The 16318-nt window shown below is 68.7% G+C and carries 17 protein-coding genes; 11 read left to right on the top strand and 6 right to left on the bottom strand.

Going from position 1 to position 16318, the window contains the following annotated elements; translation table 11 throughout:
- Positions 1-88 precede the first annotated feature (88 nt).
- From HUW46_RS26435 to HUW46_RS26425, 3 genes are read left to right on the top strand one after another with little or no spacing between them, the layout of a single operon-like run.
- On the top strand, positions 89-919 hold the full coding sequence (locus HUW46_RS26435; RefSeq protein WP_215541502.1) for an alpha/beta fold hydrolase: 831 nt from the start codon (positions 89-91) through the stop codon (positions 917-919).
- A 9-nt stretch (positions 920-928) separates the two neighbouring features.
- Positions 929-1690, top strand: a complete 762-nt coding sequence (locus tag HUW46_RS26430; RefSeq protein WP_215541501.1) for an SDR family oxidoreductase — start codon at positions 929-931, stop codon at positions 1688-1690.
- A 60-nt stretch (positions 1691-1750) separates the two neighbouring features.
- Positions 1751-2542: an isocitrate lyase/PEP mutase family protein gene (locus tag HUW46_RS26425; protein WP_215541500.1), complete on the top strand. Its 792-nt coding sequence runs from the start codon at positions 1751-1753 to the stop codon at positions 2540-2542.
- Here HUW46_RS26425 and HUW46_RS26420 read toward each other — a convergent pair.
- Positions 2523-4019, bottom strand: a complete 1497-nt coding sequence (locus HUW46_RS26420; protein ID WP_254124932.1) for a glycoside hydrolase family 28 protein — start codon at positions 4017-4019, stop codon at positions 2523-2525. The genes HUW46_RS26425 and HUW46_RS26420 overlap by 20 nt on opposite strands.
- Positions 4020-4405: 386 nt before the next feature.
- Between HUW46_RS26420 and HUW46_RS26415 the strand changes: the two genes are divergently transcribed.
- Positions 4406-5581 carry a glycoside hydrolase family 88/105 protein gene (locus HUW46_RS26415; protein WP_215541499.1) on the top strand — a complete coding sequence of 392 codons (1176 nt, stop codon included), beginning with the start codon at positions 4406-4408 and terminating at the stop codon, positions 5579-5581.
- Between the two features lie 19 nt (positions 5582-5600).
- Here the strand turns inward: HUW46_RS26415 and HUW46_RS26410 are convergent, their stop codons facing one another.
- The 4 genes from HUW46_RS26410 to HUW46_RS26395 all read right to left on the bottom strand — a co-directional run bounded on the left by HUW46_RS26410 (position 5601) and on the right by HUW46_RS26395 (position 8286).
- Positions 5601-6647 carry a zinc-binding dehydrogenase gene (locus HUW46_RS26410; RefSeq protein WP_215541498.1) on the bottom strand — a complete coding sequence of 349 codons (1047 nt, stop codon included), beginning with the start codon at positions 6645-6647 and terminating at the stop codon, positions 5601-5603.
- Between the two features lie 19 nt (positions 6648-6666).
- Positions 6667-7014 carry a transcriptional regulator gene (locus tag HUW46_RS26405; RefSeq protein WP_215541497.1) on the bottom strand — a complete coding sequence of 116 codons (348 nt, stop codon included), beginning with the start codon at positions 7012-7014 and terminating at the stop codon, positions 6667-6669.
- A gap of 130 nt (positions 7015-7144) precedes the next feature.
- Positions 7145-7828, bottom strand: coding sequence for a metal-dependent transcriptional regulator (locus tag HUW46_RS26400; RefSeq protein ID WP_215541496.1), 684 nt, complete (start codon positions 7826-7828; stop codon positions 7145-7147).
- Between the two features lie 5 nt (positions 7829-7833).
- The gene (locus HUW46_RS26395; RefSeq protein ID WP_215541495.1) at positions 7834-8286 is read right to left on the bottom strand and encodes a GNAT family N-acetyltransferase; all 453 of its coding nucleotides are present in this window, start codon (positions 8284-8286) and stop codon (positions 7834-7836) included.
- 182 nt (positions 8287-8468) lie between these two features.
- Here HUW46_RS26395 and HUW46_RS26390 point away from each other — a divergent pair, with 182 nt between their 5' ends.
- The 4 genes from HUW46_RS26390 to HUW46_RS26375 are packed head-to-tail and all read left to right on the top strand — an operon-like array spanning position 8469 to position 11732.
- Positions 8469-9050 carry a hypothetical protein gene (locus HUW46_RS26390; RefSeq protein WP_215541494.1) on the top strand — a complete coding sequence of 194 codons (582 nt, stop codon included), beginning with the start codon at positions 8469-8471 and terminating at the stop codon, positions 9048-9050.
- 10 nt (positions 9051-9060) lie between these two features.
- Positions 9061-9696, top strand: a complete 636-nt coding sequence (locus HUW46_RS26385) for a DUF3558 domain-containing protein (RefSeq protein WP_215541493.1) — start codon at positions 9061-9063, stop codon at positions 9694-9696.
- 1 nt (position 9697) lies between these two features.
- Positions 9698-11005 (top strand): hypothetical protein, encoded by a 1308-nt coding sequence (locus HUW46_RS26380; RefSeq protein WP_215541492.1) that lies wholly within the window; start codon positions 9698-9700, stop codon positions 11003-11005.
- 34 nt (positions 11006-11039) lie between these two features.
- Positions 11040-11732, top strand: coding sequence for an ESX secretion-associated protein EspG (locus tag HUW46_RS26375; RefSeq protein WP_215541491.1), 693 nt, complete (start codon positions 11040-11042; stop codon positions 11730-11732).
- 6 nt (positions 11733-11738) lie between these two features.
- Here HUW46_RS26375 and HUW46_RS26370 read toward each other — a convergent pair whose 3' ends face one another.
- Positions 11739-13322 carry an amidohydrolase gene (locus HUW46_RS26370; protein WP_215541490.1) on the bottom strand — a complete coding sequence of 528 codons (1584 nt, stop codon included), beginning with the start codon at positions 13320-13322 and terminating at the stop codon, positions 11739-11741.
- Between the two features lie 60 nt (positions 13323-13382).
- Here HUW46_RS26370 and HUW46_RS26365 point away from each other — a divergent pair, with 60 nt between their 5' ends.
- From HUW46_RS26365 to HUW46_RS26355, 3 genes are read left to right on the top strand one after another with little or no spacing between them, the layout of a single operon-like run.
- A complete protein-coding gene (locus HUW46_RS26365; protein WP_215550127.1) occupies positions 13383-14120 on the top strand; it encodes an enoyl-CoA hydratase/isomerase family protein in 738 nt (245 codons plus the stop codon).
- Positions 14117-15664, top strand: a complete 1548-nt coding sequence (locus HUW46_RS26360; RefSeq protein ID WP_215541489.1) for an ATP-dependent acyl-CoA ligase — start codon at positions 14117-14119, stop codon at positions 15662-15664. The genes HUW46_RS26365 and HUW46_RS26360 overlap by 4 nt, the downstream gene beginning before the upstream one ends.
- Positions 15655-16302, top strand: a complete 648-nt coding sequence (locus HUW46_RS26355) for a TetR/AcrR family transcriptional regulator (RefSeq protein WP_215541488.1) — start codon at positions 15655-15657, stop codon at positions 16300-16302. The genes HUW46_RS26360 and HUW46_RS26355 overlap by 10 nt, the downstream gene beginning before the upstream one ends.
- Positions 16303-16318 lie beyond the last annotated feature (16 nt).

The following is a 16318-nucleotide window of genomic DNA, read 5'->3' as shown; positions in this document are numbered from 1 at the left end:
GCCAGCCTCCTATTGCACCGAGAGCATTGTTTTCATTGCACTCCCATAGTGCACCGAATAGCGTCGGCACTCAAGGAGGTAGACCACCATGAACACCGCACAGGTGAACGGCATCGAGATCGGCTACGACGACGTCGGCACCGGGGACGCGCTCGTCCTCGTGCACGGCCACCCGTTCGACCGCACCATGTGGCAACCGCAGGTCGACCACTTCAGCCAGGCCGGGTACCGCGTCATCGTCGCCGACCTGCGCGGCTACGGGCGCAGCACAGCACCCACGACACCAGTACAGAAGAAGACCACGCTCGACGTGTTCGCCCGTGACGTCGAAGCACTTCTCGATTGCCTCAGATTGCACCGAGTAGTGCTCGGCGGGCTGTCGATGGGCGGTCAGATCGCGATGGAATGCCATCGGCTCTTCCCCGAGCGGATCAGGGGGCTCGTGCTCGCGGACACCTCGCCAGTGGCCGAAACATCGGAGGGCAGGATCGGCCGCAACCAGCTCGCCGACCGGCTGCTCGCCGAAGGGATCGACGGCTACGCCGAAGAAGTGCTGCCGAAGATGGTGGCGCCCGCGACGATCACCGAGCAGCCCGAAGTCGCCGCGCACGTGCTCGCCATGATGCGGGACACCGCGCCGACAGCCGCCGCGGCGGCACTGCGCGGACGGGCGGAACGGCCCGGTTACGAGGATTCGTTGAGCCGCGCCGCCGTGCCCGCGCTCGTCGTGGTCGGCAGCGAGGACGAGTTCACCCCGGTCTCCGAGGCGCGGTTGCTGCACCAGCTCATCCCCGGCGCCGCGCTCGCGGTGATCGACGGCGCGGGGCACCTGCCCACGCTCGAACGGCCGACCGAGTTTTCGGCCGTGCTGGGCGATTTCCTAGAGTCACTACCGCACAAAGCATCGAGAGAACGGTGAACTCCGACCATGGCCGACAAGCAGCAGACTGTGTTCGTGACCGGCGCGAGCTCCGGGTTCGGCGCCGCCATCGCCAGGCGCTTCGCGGCGGACGGTGCGCGCGTGGTCGCGGCCGCGCGCCGCACGGAAAAGCTGGAGCCGCTCACGAACGAGTTCGGTGACGCCGTGCACGCGCTCGCGCTCGACGTGCGGGACCGCGGCGCGGTCGAGCGGGCGGTCGCCGCGCTACCTGCCGAATTCGCCGAGATCGACGTGCTGGTGAACAACGCCGGGCTGGCGAAGGGCCTCGCGGGTGCGCAGGAAGCCGACGTCGACGACTGGGACCAGATGGTCGACACCAACGTCAAGGGCCTCACCTACTGCACGCGCGCGGTGCTGCCCGGCATGGTCGCGCGCGGGCGCGGGCACGTCATCAACCTCGGCTCGGTCGCGGGCAGCTACCCGTACGCCGGTGCCAACGTCTACGGCGCCACCAAGGCGTTCGTGCACCAGTTCAGCCTCAACCTGCGCAGCGATCTGCACGGCACCGGCGTCCGCGTGACCTGCGTGGAACCGGGTATGAGCCAGACCGAGTTCTCCACCGTCCGGTTCGAGGGCGACCAAGCGAAGGCCGACGCGGTGTATCACGGCATGACCCCGCTCGCCGCGGAGGACGTCGCCGAGAGCGTGCACTGGGCGAGCGCACAACCGCCGCACGTCAACATCAACACGATCGAGCTGATGCCGGTGAAACAGAGCTTCGCCGGGTTCCAGGTGCACCGCGAAGGATGAGCCCGGTGATGTCGTGAAACCGCCAGCGCGCACACCGCGGTTCGTGATCGAATCGGTGGTATGAACGCGAAACACGGGGAATTCGTCGCGCTGCACCGCAAGGGCGAACCGCTCGTCCTGCCGAACGCCTGGGATGTGGCGAGCGCGCTGATCGTCGAAGCGGCCGGGGCCCGCGCGGTCGCGACCACCAGCGCGGGGGTCGCCTGGAGCCTCGGTTCCGCCGACGGCGACCAGCTGGCGCGGGACCGCGCGGTCGACCTCGTGGCCAGGATCGCCGCCGCGGTGCGGGTTCCGGTGACGGCCGACATCGAAGGCGGCTACGCCACGACGGCCGAAGGTGTGCGGGAAACCGCTTCGCTAGTGGCCGAAGCCGGAGCCGTCGGCGTGAACATTGAAGACGCCGATCACGGCGGAACCGCGGCCCTGCTGGAAATCGGCGCGCAGGCCGATCGCATCGCGGCCGCCGCCTCGGTCGGCGACCTGTTCGTCAATGCCCGCATCGACACGTACCTGCGCGGGCTCGCTTCGCCGTTCGACGAAACGGCGAAGCGAGCCGAGGCGTACCTCGCCGCGGGCGCGCACGGGATCTTCGTGCCGGGCTTCATCGACACCGACGCGATCTCCGCGCTGACCGCACGGCTGGACGCGCCGGTGAACATCATGATCTGGCCTGGTGCGCCTTCGGTTTCCGCGCTCGCGGCGGCCGGGGTGGCCAGGGTGAGCGCCGGATCCGGGCTCGCCCAAGCCGCGTACACGATCGCCCGCCGCGGTGCCGAGGAAATGCTCCGCGAGGGCACCTACGACGCACTCGCCGGTGACGACTTCGGCACCCTCAACGGCCTCTTCCGCTGAGCGGCTTCTCGTTCACCCGAAGCGCGCCGCCGGTCGTGTTCGCACTGCCGGTCACGCGGTACCCGGTCGACGACTGGAAGCCCAGGTCGAACGGGCTGCCGCTGCCGCGCTGCGCGACGAACCGGTCGAAGGTGAGGTCCGCGGTGTCGTTCGCGATCACCGCGGGCCTGCCGTCGTCCTCGGCGAACCGGACCGAGCTGTCGGTGAACCTGATCCCGCTGGCGTAGTGCAGGTACCAGCCGAACGCGGGCCGGGTGCCGATGCTCTTCGGGTTGTAGTCGCCCGCGTCGTTGCTCGGCACGCCGGTGCCCATCGTGCCGTTTCCGCCCGGAACGCTCAGGTGGACGCCGGTGAAGCCGACGTCGCTGACCCGGTTCGCCGCGGACGCGCCCCAAATGGTCGGGCTGAACGAACCGCCGCCGCGGTAGGTGCCGGTGACGTTGTCGAAGGTGATCCCCGAAATGGTGCCGATCCCCGGATTGTTCCCGCATCGCTTTCTGGTGCCGATCTTCATCATGATCGGCGAATAGGTGCCCGACATCTTGATGTTCTCGTAGTGCACGTCGGAGATCTTCGCGCCGTCCATCGAAACGATGCCGATCCCCGATTTGTGTGCCCGGGTGATGACGATGTCGGAGAACCGGTAGTTCGAGAAGTCACCGCAGGTTTCCGAACCGAACATCAATGCGTTGCAGCACACCGCGGACAGCTTCGCGTTGCGCACGGTCACGGCGCCGTTGGGTAGCTTCGCACCGAGCGCGTAGTCGCTTTTGAACACCAGCGCGTCGTCGTTGGCGGCCACCGTGATGTTCGTGATCCGCACGTTGGTGGTGCTGATGATGTTCCACCCGTCGCGGTCGCCCGCGGTATCGATCACGAGGTTGTCCGAGGTGACGTTCTTGCACCCGTTGACGAGCGCGGCGAAATGCCCGCCCCTGCGGAGTTTGATCCCGTTCAACACGAATCCGTCGCAGCGGGTCAGTGAAAGGATCTTGTCGGCTTCGCCTGGTTTCGGGTTGCCGGTGATCAGGTGGTCGCCGCCGTCGATCGCGCCCGCACCGGTGAACGCGATGTTCGTCAGCCGGTCACCGTGGAACATCGCGTTGTGGAAATGGCTGTGCCCGTAGTCCTGGTACTTGTCCCACTGGTTGGGTTCCGGTGCGTCGTAAGCTTTCGAACTCGATCCCACGATCGTCGAACCGGCGTCGAGCTGGATGGTCACGTTGCTCCTGAGGTGGACGGTGTTGCTCGACTTGTAGGTCCCCGGCGGGACGCGGACGGTGCCGCCGCCCGCCGAGTTCGCCGCGGCGATCGCCTTGTCGATGGCGGGCGAGTCGTTCGCGGACCCGTTTCCCTTCGCGCCGTAGTCCCTGACGTCGAACTCCGCCTTGCCGGCGGGCGCGGCGACGGCGGGTTCGGCCCCGGCTGCCACCAGCCCGATCGCGGCGAGCGCCGCCACGAGCATTCTCCTGGTCACTTTCCGGCTCCTTGGTTTCGAGGTGCACCGGACACCGCGGCGGCGGTCACGCGTGTCTGTCCACACCGGAATTACTCGCGTGGCACGGCTCCGTCAAGACTCGGGCCGGATCTCCACCCCGGTCTCCCAGCCCGTCCCGGTCATCGGTACGGCCATCTGGGGCAACATATCTAATATATGATTAGCTTCTTGACTGCCGGTGGCTGTGGCGAGTAAACCCTGAATCAGTAAGCGCTTTCGCCGCGCGAAACGGCCAGCCCGCGGCCACTCGCGAAACGGCGGAAGCGGCCAGTGACGGCACGGAGCCGTCCACGGAGCAGGCCGGGGTGCCGGCGGGCGGCGGATCGGCACCCCGGCCTCCCACCCCGATCTCCGGAAGGCGGCCCATGGCGAACGACGAGCGAAACCCGGTCCGTGTCTCGCGTCGCGGCGTGCTGCTGGGCGCGCTCGCGCTGCCCGCGGCGGCCGCGCTCGGCGGCGCGTTCCCCGCGGCAGCCTCGGCGCCGGTCGACTGGTCGAGGGCGGTCATCGATTCGACCATGAAGCGCTACACCCCGGCGACGCTGGGCGGCTGGGGCTACACCCGCGGCCTCTACCTCTACGGGCAGTACCTGTTCTTCAAGCGCACCGGGGAAAAGAAGTACTTCGACTACGTCAAGGCGTGGGTCGACCGATTCGTGGACGCCGACGGCGGCATCTCGAACAGTTTCGACAGCCTCGACGCCATGCGGTCGTGCCAGCTGCTTCCGTTGCTGTACACCGAAACCAAGGATGCTCGGTACCAGAAGGCAGCGACGAAGCTCCGCAACGCGTTCCCGTCGTATCCGAGGACGTCCGACGGCGGCATATTCCACGCCAAGAGCAAGGTCGGGCAGCTCTGGTGCGACGGTGTCTACATGGCACAGCCGTTTCTCGCGCTCTACGGGAAGATGTTCGGCGACGGCGGTTACTGCTTCGAGGAGTCCGCGAAGAACGTGACCGTCTACTTCGAACACCTCAAAGCGCCGAACGGGCTCATGTTCCACGCCTACGACGAAGACGGCTCGGAGTCGTGGGCGAAGGGACCCGGCCACCATTCCGCCCACCAGTGGGCGCGCGCGATCGGCTGGTTCGGGATGACCGCGATCGACCTGCTGGAAACGCTGCCGCAAGGGCATCCGCGGCGGCAAGGGCTCATCGACGTCGTCCAGCACCTCGCCACCGGATACGCGCGCTACCAGGACAAAGCGACCGGGCTCTGGTACCAGATCGCCGACCGCGGCGGTGACGCGAAGAACTGGCTCGAAACCTCCGCGTCGGCGATGTACGCCTTCATGCTCTCGCGCGGCGTGCAGCGCGGCTACCTCGACGCGTCCTACCGCTCCGTCGCCGAAGCCGGATATCGCGGAATCCTGAAGCACAAGGTGTCGATCGGGACCGACGGGCTCACCACCATCAAGGACATCTCGGAGGGCACCAACGTCGGCGACCTCGACTACTACTACGGCAGGGCGCGCAGCACGAACGACTTCCACGGCCTCGGCGCCTTCGTGATCATGAACGAACAACTGCGCGTCGCCTGACCTGACCGTCCGAAAAGGACTACAACTCGACCACGGTCACGCCCGCGGTGGCGGGAACCGGATCGTTCATCGCGGCCAGCGCACCCGGCACCTCGTCGAGGGCGATCCGCCGCCCGACCAGGCGCCCGAGGTCCAAACCACGCGCCAACTCGAGAATCTCCGGATACTCGTACGCCTGCACACCGTGGCTACCCAACAGCACCAGCTCGTCGCCGATCACCCGGTGCATCGGAATCGGCGCCGCACCCTGTCCCGGGGGCATCAGCCCCACCTGCACGTGGCGCCCCCGTTTGCGCAGGCTGGCAACCGAAGCGGCGCACGTCGACGGGCTCCCCGCGCAGTCCAAGGACACGTGCGCGCCGCCGCCGGTCAGGGCGCGCACCTCGGCGGCGAGCGCCTCGTAGCCGTCGAACGCGCTCGCGTCGACCGTCGCGGTCGCGCCCATTTCCCCGGCCAGCGCGCGGGCGGCGGGGGAAAGGTCGACCGCGACCACCCGCGCGCCCGCCGCCGCGGCGATCATCACGGCCGAAACACCGGCGCCACCGCACCCGAAGACCGCCACCCACTGGCCGGGCCGCACCGCGCCCTGGCGCAGCACGGCGCGGAACGCGGTGCCGAACCGGCAGCCGAGCGCCGCCGCGTCGGCCGAAGCGAGGTCGTCGGGCAGCGGCACGAGGTTGATCTCGGCGTGGTCGATCGCGACCAGTTCGGCGAAGGAACCCCAGTGCGAAGCGCCGGGCTGGAACTCGCGATCGCAGATCTGCTGCGCACCCGCGGCGCACTGCGCGCACGTCCCGCACGCGCACACGAACGGCACCGTCACCCGTTCGCCGATCCACCGCGCGGACACCCCGTCACCGATCTCGACGATCCGCCCCGCCAGCTCGTGCCCGGCGACGTGCGGCAGCGCCACCGTGGCGTCGTGGCCCTGCCAGGAGTGCCAGTCGCTCCGGCACACCCCGGTCGCCTCGACCTCGATGACGGCACCGGCCGGGGCGGGCACCGGGTCCGGCACCACGCGGACCTCGGGCAGGACACCGAACTCGTCGAAGACCACCGCTCTCACGAGCGTGACCTTATCCCCCTCAGCGCCCCGGCGACCGCTGCAGCACCGGGCGGGGGAGGTTGCCGCGCGACGTGGTCAGCAGCCGCGCCAGCGAATTCGGCGGCACCCGGAGAACGGCTTCGAGATGGCTCAGCGCGATCATCGACCCGGTGCGCCGGTCGGGCTGGCAGCGACCCGACTGCCAGTGACTGAGCGTGGCCAAACTGATCGAGACCCCCTGCGTCCGGAGCCGGTACCGGATGCGCTCGAGACCGAGCCCCCGCGCTTCGATCGCGGCGCGCAGGGCATCAGCGAAGGGACCGGTGGACAGGAGCTGCGCCACCTCCTTTCCGGTCGCAGGCCCGGCGTGCGTCCGCTGACCCGTCATGACGTCTCCAAAGCAGTGGGAGGACAGCCGGACGAGAGTAGGCCCGCCGCCCCCTTGATCGCCAGGGTCCAACGGCAGTGTCTCCGGTGTTCAGGGGCCATGAAAACGATTACCCGGAGTTAGTCCGGGGTCAGCGGACCGCGACGCTCAGCGCCTGCGCGATCTCCTTGCCGAGCGCGTGCGTCGTGTCGTCGGGCGGCGAGCCGACCTTCACCACCATCGGGCCGCCGAACGGCTGGCGCTCGACCACCTCGATCCGCTTGCCGAGGCCGATCGCGTGCTCGGTGAGGTAGCGCAGCAGGTCGGGATCGGTGTCCCAGACGCGCACGATCTCGCCGACCGATCCCGGCGGCAGCTCGTCGAGGATGCAGGTGGGCACCTCCTCGATGCTGCCGTCCTCGGCCGGGATCGGGTCGCCGTGCGGGTCGCGGACCGGGTTCCCCAGCTTCGCCGCGATCCGCTCGACCAGCCGATCCGACACCGCGTGCTCCAGCGCGTCCGCCTCGGCGTGCACCTCGTCCCAGGTGTAGGCCAGCTCCCGCACCAGGTAGGTCTCGATCAGCCGGTGCCGCCGCAGGACGCCGCGCGCGAGGCGCATGCCGTCCGCGGTGAGCTCGATTCCCCGGTACGGCACGTGCTCGACGAGCCCCTGCTGGGCCAGCTTCGTCACCATGCCCGAGGCCGAGGACGGGCTCACTTCGAGCCGGGTGGCCAGCGTGGTGTTCGTGACCGCCTCACCCCGCTCCACCAGGCCGTAGATGACCCGGATGTAGTCCTCGATGGAGGAGGACCGGCGCTGGGAGCTGTCTGGCATGGCACCTACGATACGGGCCCCGGTCGCCACCGGTACCGGATCCAGCCTCCTACCGGCTCGGCGCCGAGCTTGGCGTAGAACGCGGTCGCCTTCTCGTTGCCTTCCTGCATGTCCCATTCGACCCTGCCCTCGGTGCGGGCGCGCAACGCGTCGAGCAGTTCGCGCCCGAGCCCGAACCGGCGGTAGTCGGGGCGCACGAAGAGGTCGTCGAGCCAGATACCTGGCCGCGCCTCCCAGGTCGAAAAATTCCACGAGCAGAACGCGAATCCCGCGACCTTGCCCCGTTCCCCGGGCGGCTCGGCCATCAGCACCCACGCCTTGGGCTCCGGCCCGAAAAGGTGCTTCGTCATCTCCACGCGGTCAAGGACGAGCTCGTCGTTTCCCTCGTACCGCGCGTGTTCCTCGATCAGCGAGCAGATTTCCTCGATGTCGCCGACCTCGGCGTCCCGAACCGGCATCAGCAGGCTCCCGCCCCGGTTTCGTCGTGCATTGCCGCCCTCCGCGTCCCTCGGTACTTCGCTGCCGGATCACCCTAACCGGGAGCGTTCGCGGGAGAGAACCTTCCGAAGTCTCCCCATTCCGCACCGGACTCGGGTACGCTGGCGAACCGGTTGACTACTAGGGGTGAGGGGACACTCTGATGGCTACCGCTGGGGAGGACTTCCTGCGCGGCATACTCGGCCCGGGGGACAGCGAACGCGCGGTCGGCACACACACCGCAGCACCCGCGACACGGCCACCGCAAGAGCCAGGCGAGCAACGTCACAGCCAAGCGGAGACCGAAGTCGAAAAAGCCGCCGAAGAAGCACGCAACGACGAAATGAGCCGAGTCGCCACCGACGGCACCGTCACCCTCGAAAGCGTCTTCGGCACCCGCGGCACACCCCCAAATGGCGGCTACCACTTCGACCCCGAAGTCACCGCCAAGAAGATCACCGAATGGGAACAGATCCGCGACGCCATCGAGGAAGATCGCTGGAAACTTCAGAACAACGCGGAAGCACTCCTGCCACCCAGCGCGGATCAGCCCGCGTCCGAACAAGTCCGCGCAGCAAAGCAATCAATTCTTGCCGCGGTCGACCACAACAAGAAGATGCTAGAGTACGCACAAGCCTACATAGACGCGCTGCGCAAATCAAATGGAACATACGTCGCCCACGAAGAAACCACGATCAAGGACCTGCACAAGACCGCCGACAACAGCAATGCCCTGCATGAATAGGAAGAATGGCATGACAAAGAGAGCAGCAGTTGCTGGCTTGCTTGGCGCGCTGATCACATCAGTCCTGTGCAGTTGCTCGAACAATGGCTCAACAACTCCTTTTGGTGGCGACATGCCACAAGCATCGCCACCGTCGACGAGCGCCGGGGGCTCGCCCGCGAGCGGTCAACCCCAAGGCACCTCCGCCCCAAGGGTGAAGACACCGCTCAACGCCAGTAAGTTCACAGACAAACCATGCGACAGCTTGAGCGAGCCACAACTCCAGAAATTTTCTATAACAAAAAGAAATGGACCCCGCACCGATGAAAATGGGGCATCCTGTAGCTGGAGCTTCGGCACTGGAGGCGAAACCTATGCAGGGCTGACGTATGCCACCGTCAGAAATGTAGGACTCAGCAGGATATACGACCAACATCAGGCGAACATGTGGCCCGACGGATACTTCGAACCGACCGACATAGTCGGCTACCCTGCAGTATTCAACTCGCCAAAAAATGAGCGGCCGAAGAACTGTGGCATCTCCGTCGGAGTAACCGACGAACTGATGTTTACCGTGTTCACCATAGAAGCACACGAGCAGGACGCTTGTAAGGCGGCCAAGAACGTCGCGGCAGCCGTAATCGAGACGATCAAGGCTGGTCAGTGACATGGGCGCCTTCGACGAACTCTTCAAAGAGGAATTCGAGAAGATGAAGGCCGAGGTCGACCAGTTCATGACGGCCCAGCAGATCTACGACAACTTCGACCAGGCCCGCGGCACCGGCTCCCTCCAGAACGCGCGGCACGCCCTGGAAGAAGTCGAGCGGCAGTACACCATGCGCGAGCACGACATCACGAAACTCGCGGCCTCGATGGAAGAGGGCTGGACGGGCGAGGCCGCGGGCGCCGCGCAGCGGGGTGCGGGGCCGATGGCGGTCGAGCACGGGCACGCGGCGCAGGCGCTGGCCACGGCCAAGGACCTGCTGCAGAACCAGAGCGACACGTTCCACGACACCAAGAGCAAAGTCGTCCAGATCCCGCCGTACCCGGACCAGGACCAGTACTTCCGGGATGTCCTCACCGGGCACAAGGACACCGCGATGACCCGGATGATGTCCTACTACGGGGCACTCGAGGGCAACGTGCAGGCGATGAACGCCTGGACGTCGTCGTCGAACCACAACGCCGGGATGATGCCGGGGTCCTACGGCAACATCGACCCGCACGCGCTCAACGTCAGCACCGGGCCCGCCAAGGGTGGGGGTGGCGGTGGGAAGAAGCCGGGCGGCGGACCCGGCGGTCCCGGTCCCGGCGGCGGCCTTCGCGGCGGCTCCCCCGGCCTCCCGCCGAACCACGGCCCTGGCACGGGCAGCGGCGGAGCCGGAGGCGGCTCCGGACACGGGATCGCGGAACCTCCCGGCTGGGGCAAGCCGGGCAAACCAGGTTCCGAAGGCGAAAACCCGGGCAAGGGCATCGGCGACACCGGGAACCGGCTCCCCGACGACAGCACCACACCCGGCTCGTACGACCCGGCTTCGTTCAAATCCGGCACCTCCGATCCCGCCATCGGCGGCTGGCGTCCCGGTGCGGCCAGCGCGCTCGGCGGTTTCGGTCCCGGCAGCGGTGGCGGCGACAGCACGAGCGCCGGTGGCGGGTTCATCGCGGGCGGACCGGGCGGCCCCGGCGGGCCGAACGCCGGGGCGCTCGCGGGTGGCAAGGCGACCGGCGGCGGGGCCGTCGGCGGCGCGCAGGGCACACGGCCGGGCGGCACGGCGGCTCCTGGCGCGAAGGGTGCGGCCGGTGGCGCGCAAGGGATGATGGGCGCCGGCGCTGGCAAGGGGAAGTCCGAGGACGAAGAGCACAAGCGCAAGTACGGGGTCGCCGAGGACGGCATCTTCGCCGAAGTCGAAGGGGACGAGAAGGAAGTCGACCCGCGCACCGGATGGGCGCCGACCCAGCCGGTGATCGGGCAATAGGAACCAGGGGAAAGCAGTAGGGGGACAACCGAAAATGTGGTTCGCAAGCGGGGAGACCTTCTTCGCGAGACGGCTCGCGGGCATGGTCGCGGCGGCGACCGGCCGCGGCCTGCACGTCGCACTGGCCCCGGAACCGGTGTGGCTCGGCGAAAACGCCAAGGCGAAACTGGCGAGGCTGGCCGCCGCCGATCTTGACCGGTACGCGGGCGGCGAACCGGAATTCCGCGAAATAGCGGAACTGCTGAGCAATCCGGCGAAGGCGCGGTTCGGCTGGCGCACCGACAACCGGACCGGGGTGCGGACCGGAATGCTCGCCGCGGCGTCGTGGTTCGGCGTCGCGGCGACCGCCACCGGCGACGAAATCCACGTCCGCACGTTCCGGGACCGGCGGCTCGGCGACGTGCTCGCGGAAATGCTGCCCGCCGGAATCCCGAAAGCGGCGGGCAACGGGGTCACCGCGCTGCTCAGCGAAATCAACGGGGATGACGGTGACGACGTGCTGGACCTCCCCATCAGCAAGGAAGTCCGCCAGATCCAGCGGCTCGCCGCGCAGCAGACCCTGGCCGCGGCGGAACTTCACGTCGGTGACGACCCGCGCCCGCTGCGCGTCTTCGACACGGAATCGGGCCGATGGGCGGTCCGGACGAAGCCCTACAACGACGACGAGGTCATCACCGTCACCCCGGCCGGGATCAAGGAGATCGGCGACCTGCTCGAAGCACGCTGAGTTCGGTCAGGCCTCGTAGGCGAGTTCGCCGCCCACCACGGTCGCCACCACCGACACACCGTCCAAATCGGACAGTGGATCCCCGGTGAGCACCACGAAATCGGCGAGCTTTCCCGGTTCCAGCGTGCCGAGGTCGTGTTCGCGGAAGGCCGCGAACGCGGAACCTTGCGTGTAGGCGTGCAGCGCCTGCTCCGGGGTGAGCCGTTCGTCCGCGCCGAGCAGGTACCCGGTCGAGGTCTTCCTGCGGACCATGTCCGCCATCCCGAGCAGCGGCGCGCCCTGCACCACGGGCCGGTCCGAGCTGCCGGGGAGCACGCATCCGGCGTCGAGGAAGCTGCGGAGCCGGTAGCACCAGTCTTCGCGGTCCGGCCCGAGCGCGGCGCGCATGCCGTCGCCGATTTCGTTGATGAACCGGCCTTGCGGCGACGGGATGAGCCTCAGCGCGGCGAGCCGCGGCAGCTCGGCTGGCGGGATGACGGCGCAGTGCTCGATACGGTGGCGGTGGTCGTCGCGCGGGTTCTCCGCGAGCGCGGCTTCGTAGGCGTCGAGGACCGTCGAAACGGCCCTGTCGCCGATCGCGTGCGTCGCGACCTGCCAGCCCGCGGCGTGCGCGCGGGAGATCGTGCGCGCCAGTTCGTCCTCCGGCACCTGGAAGTAGCCGCGATTGCCCGGCTCGCCCGCGAAATCCTCGTGCATCGCACAGGTCCTGCCGATGAGCGAGCCGTCGGCGAAGATCTTCATCGCGCCGATGCGCAGCCAATCGTCACCGAGCCCGGTGCGCAGGCCGAGATCGAGGCCGAGGGTGTCCTCCCCGATCTCGTGGAACATGCTGGAGGCGACCATCACCGTGCTCCGCACGCGGAGCAGTCCGCGGTCGCGAGCGGTCTGGTAGGCGGCCAGCTCGCGCGGCGTCTGGCCGACGAGGCCGCCGCCGATCCCGGCCTCCTGCACGCTCGTGATGCCCTCGGACAGGTACTGCCTGCCCGCCCGGTCCAGGCCGCGGATCACCGATTCCATCGGCACCGGGAAGATCATCGGCCGCAGCATGAGCTGCGCCTGCTCCCGCAGCAGCCCGGTCGGCGAGCCGTGTTCGTCCAGCACCACGTCGCCGCCCTCGGGCACGTCGGCCAGGTCGAGCCGGTCGAGGACATTGCTGCTGACCACCGTCATGTGCTCCGAGGTGTGCTTCACCCGTACGAAGTGCTCCGGCGCGGCGCGGTCCAGCCCGTGCCTGGTCGGGTGGCCGCCATCGAGGCGGTTCTGGTCGTAGCCGCGGCCGACGATCCAGCTGCCGGGCGGAGTGCTCGCGGCTCGGCGGGCAATTGCGTCGTACACCTCCTGAGTGCTCCGGCATTGCTCCGAGCCGAGCTGGACCTCGTCGAGCCCGATGCCGAAATGCGCCATGTGGTTGTGCGCGTCGTGGAAGCCGGGCACCACCGGAGCGCCCCCGAGGTCGACCCGCCGCTTCGCGCCGAGCGACAGCGCGTCGTCCCCGGTCGCGACGATGCGGCCGTGCAGCACGGCGATCGCGTTCGTCCGCGAGATACCGGTGTTGACCTGGGCGTTTTCATAAACCACGTCGACCCGCATACCGCGCACTCTATCGATCGATCGATCGGCTCGTCTAGGCTCACGGGTATGCAGACGAGCTTGCGGACCGTCGACTACGCGGTCGACGACGGTGTTGCCCTGATCTGGCTCAACCGCCCCGAGCGGCTGAACGCGGTGGTCCCCGCGCTGGTGGACGACCTGCTCACCGCGCTGGACGCGGTCAGGGACGCGCGGGCGGTGGTGCTCGCCGGACGGGGCAGGGCGTTCTGCGCCGGCCACGATCTCAAGGAGCCGCCCGCCGAGGGCGATTCGAGGGCAAGACTGGAGCGCTTGCAGGACGTCACGCGAAAGCTCCGCGCATTGCCCGCGCCGGTGATCGCGGCCGTGCACGGGTACGCCATCGGTGCCGGTGCCGAGTTCGCGCTGGGCTGCGATCTTGTGGTGGCCGCGGAGAGCGCGGTGTTCGCCTTCCCCGAGGTCTCGCTCGGCCTGAGCGTCACCGGCGCGGCTTCCCGCCTGCTGCCGATGATGGTGGGCCCGCTCAAGGCGAAGGAGCTGCTGCTGCTCAACGAGCGGTTCGACGCGGCGAAGGCGCACGAGCTGGGCATGGTCAACGCCGTCACGAGCGACGACGGCCTGCTTGAGCACGCCATGGGCTGGGCAGGCCGGATCGCGGGGCACCCGCCCGCCGCGGTCGCGATGGCGAAGCGAGCGCTCGACTCCGGCGCCGAAAGCGCGCTCGACGCCGCGCTCGAACTGGAGATCAGCCACGCGCTGATCACCGAGCACTCCCCCGAGGTCGCCGCGTCTTCCGAAGCCTTCCGGAGCCGGGGATGACGGCACCGGACAAGCTCGAAGACGTCGACGACCTGGTCGCACTGGTCGCCAGGGCCGCCGCGCGCTGGCACGACGAGACCGCGTGGGTCTTCGACACGACCGGCGAGCGGTTCACCTTCGGCCAGGTGCACGAACGCACCGGCGAACTGGCCGCCGCCTTGCGCGGCCTCGGCGTGCGCGCGGGCGACCGGGTCGCGGTGATGCTGCGCAACGAACCCGCGTTCCCGTTGCTGTGGCTGGCGCTCGCGAAGGCGGGCGCGATGCTGGTCCCGGTCAACACCAACTACCGGGAGCTGGACGGCGCGCACGTGCTGAAGCATTCCGGCGCGCGGTTCGCGATCGCCGCGCCGGAGTTCACCGAACTGCTGGAAAAGATCGCGCCGGGGACCGCCGTCGAACGCGTGCTGACCCCGGAGCAGCTCCAGCCCGTCGCGCCGGGCGAGGAGTTCACCGCGGTCGGCGAGCAGCCCGCGAACATCCAGTACACCTCCGGCACCACCGGCGCGCCGAAGGGATGCGTGCTCCCGCACCGGTACTGGACGACGCTCGCGCGCGGCCTCGTCACCGACCCGCCAGGAGTGTCCGATTCGGACGTTCTGCTGACCGCGCAGCCCTTCCACTACATCGATCCACAGTGGAATGTCGCATTGGGACTCGCCTCCGGCGCCACACTGGTGGTGCTGGACCGGTTCCACCCTTCGACGTTCTGGGCGAAGGTCCGCGAACACGGTGTCACGTGGTTCTACTGCCTCGGTCTCATGCCGACGCTCCTGTTGCGGGCGGAGGAAAGCGCTGACGACCGCGCGCACCGGGTGCGGGCGATCAGCGCCTCGGCGATCCCGCGCGACCTGCACGCCGAACTGGAACGGCGCTGGGGCGTTCCGTGGTACGAGGCGTTCGGCATGACCGAGACCGGCGGCGACATCCGCATCGGGCCCGCCGATCACGACGAAACGGTCGGCACCGGCTGTATCGGGCGGCCGACGCGCGACCGCGAGGTGATGATCGCCGACGAGTCCGGCGCACCCATGCCACGCGGGGAGACCGGGGAACTGCTGATCCGCGGGATCGGCCTGATGCACGGCTACCACGACGACCCGGAAGCGACCGCGCGCGCGTTCCGCGGCGGCTGGTTCCGCACCGGCGACCTGGCGCGCATGGACGGCGAGGGCCGCGTCTACTACGTGGGGCGCACGAAGGACATGATCAGGCGCAGCGGGGAGAACATCTCCGCGGACGAGGTGGAACGCGCGCTGCTGTTGCACCCCGACGTCCGGCTCGCCGCGGTGATCGCGGTCCCCGACGAGTTGCGCGGTGAGGAAATCCAAGCGTACGTGGTGTTTCGCGACGGCGAACAGGTGCCGCCCGACGAACTCGCCGAGTTCTGCGCGGCGAAACTGGCCTACTTCAAGGTTCCCCGCTACTGGGCCTACCGCGAATCGTTGCCGCTCACCCCGTCGGAGCGCGTCGCGAAGGGCGAGCTGCGGAAGGCGGCCGACCCGCTCGACGGCAGCTACGACCGGACGGCGCGGGCATGGCGCTGACCGGCGGCACCGCGCCGAGGGTCCGCCGCGCGGCGGTGAACCTGTTCGCGGACAAGGGTTTCCACGGCACCGGGATCCGCGAACTGGCGCAGGCGGCGAACCTCTCGTCGGCGAGCCTGTACCACTACATGGGCACCAAGGAGGATCTGCTCGCCGAGATCATGCGCGACGCGCTCACGCGCCTGCTCGACGCGGCGGGCGAGATCGCCGGTTCCACCGCCGATCCGAGGGCGCGGCTGGCGAAACTCGTCGCGCTGCACGTGTTCTCGCACGCGCTTCGCCCCGCGGAAACACAGGTGGTGGACAACGAGGTCAGGGCGCTGTCCGAGCAGGCGAGGCGCGAAGTGGTGCGCCTTCGCGACGCGTACGAGGAGCGGTGGGCGCGCGCGATCGCCGACGGCATGGCAGCGGGGCACTTCGTCGCGGGTGACCCCGGTGTCACCCGCCGCGCGCTGCTGGAAATGTGCAGCGGGGTGGCGCGGTGGTATTCGCCGCACGGCGCACTTTCGCTCGACGACCTGGCCGCGCAGTACGCCGGGCTGGCCTTGCGCGCGCTCGGCTGCGCCGATCGGCCCAGTGGTACCGACCTGGTGACGGCGAGGGAAATCGTCGCTCGTGTGTGGGGTTTACCGTCCTGACCTCCCCCTACACCTT

Source organism: Amycolatopsis sp. CA-230715 (assembly GCF_018736145.1).
GTDB lineage: Bacteria > Actinomycetota > Actinomycetes > Mycobacteriales > Pseudonocardiaceae > Amycolatopsis.
This window is presented reverse-complemented; position numbering and strand designations above follow the sequence as displayed.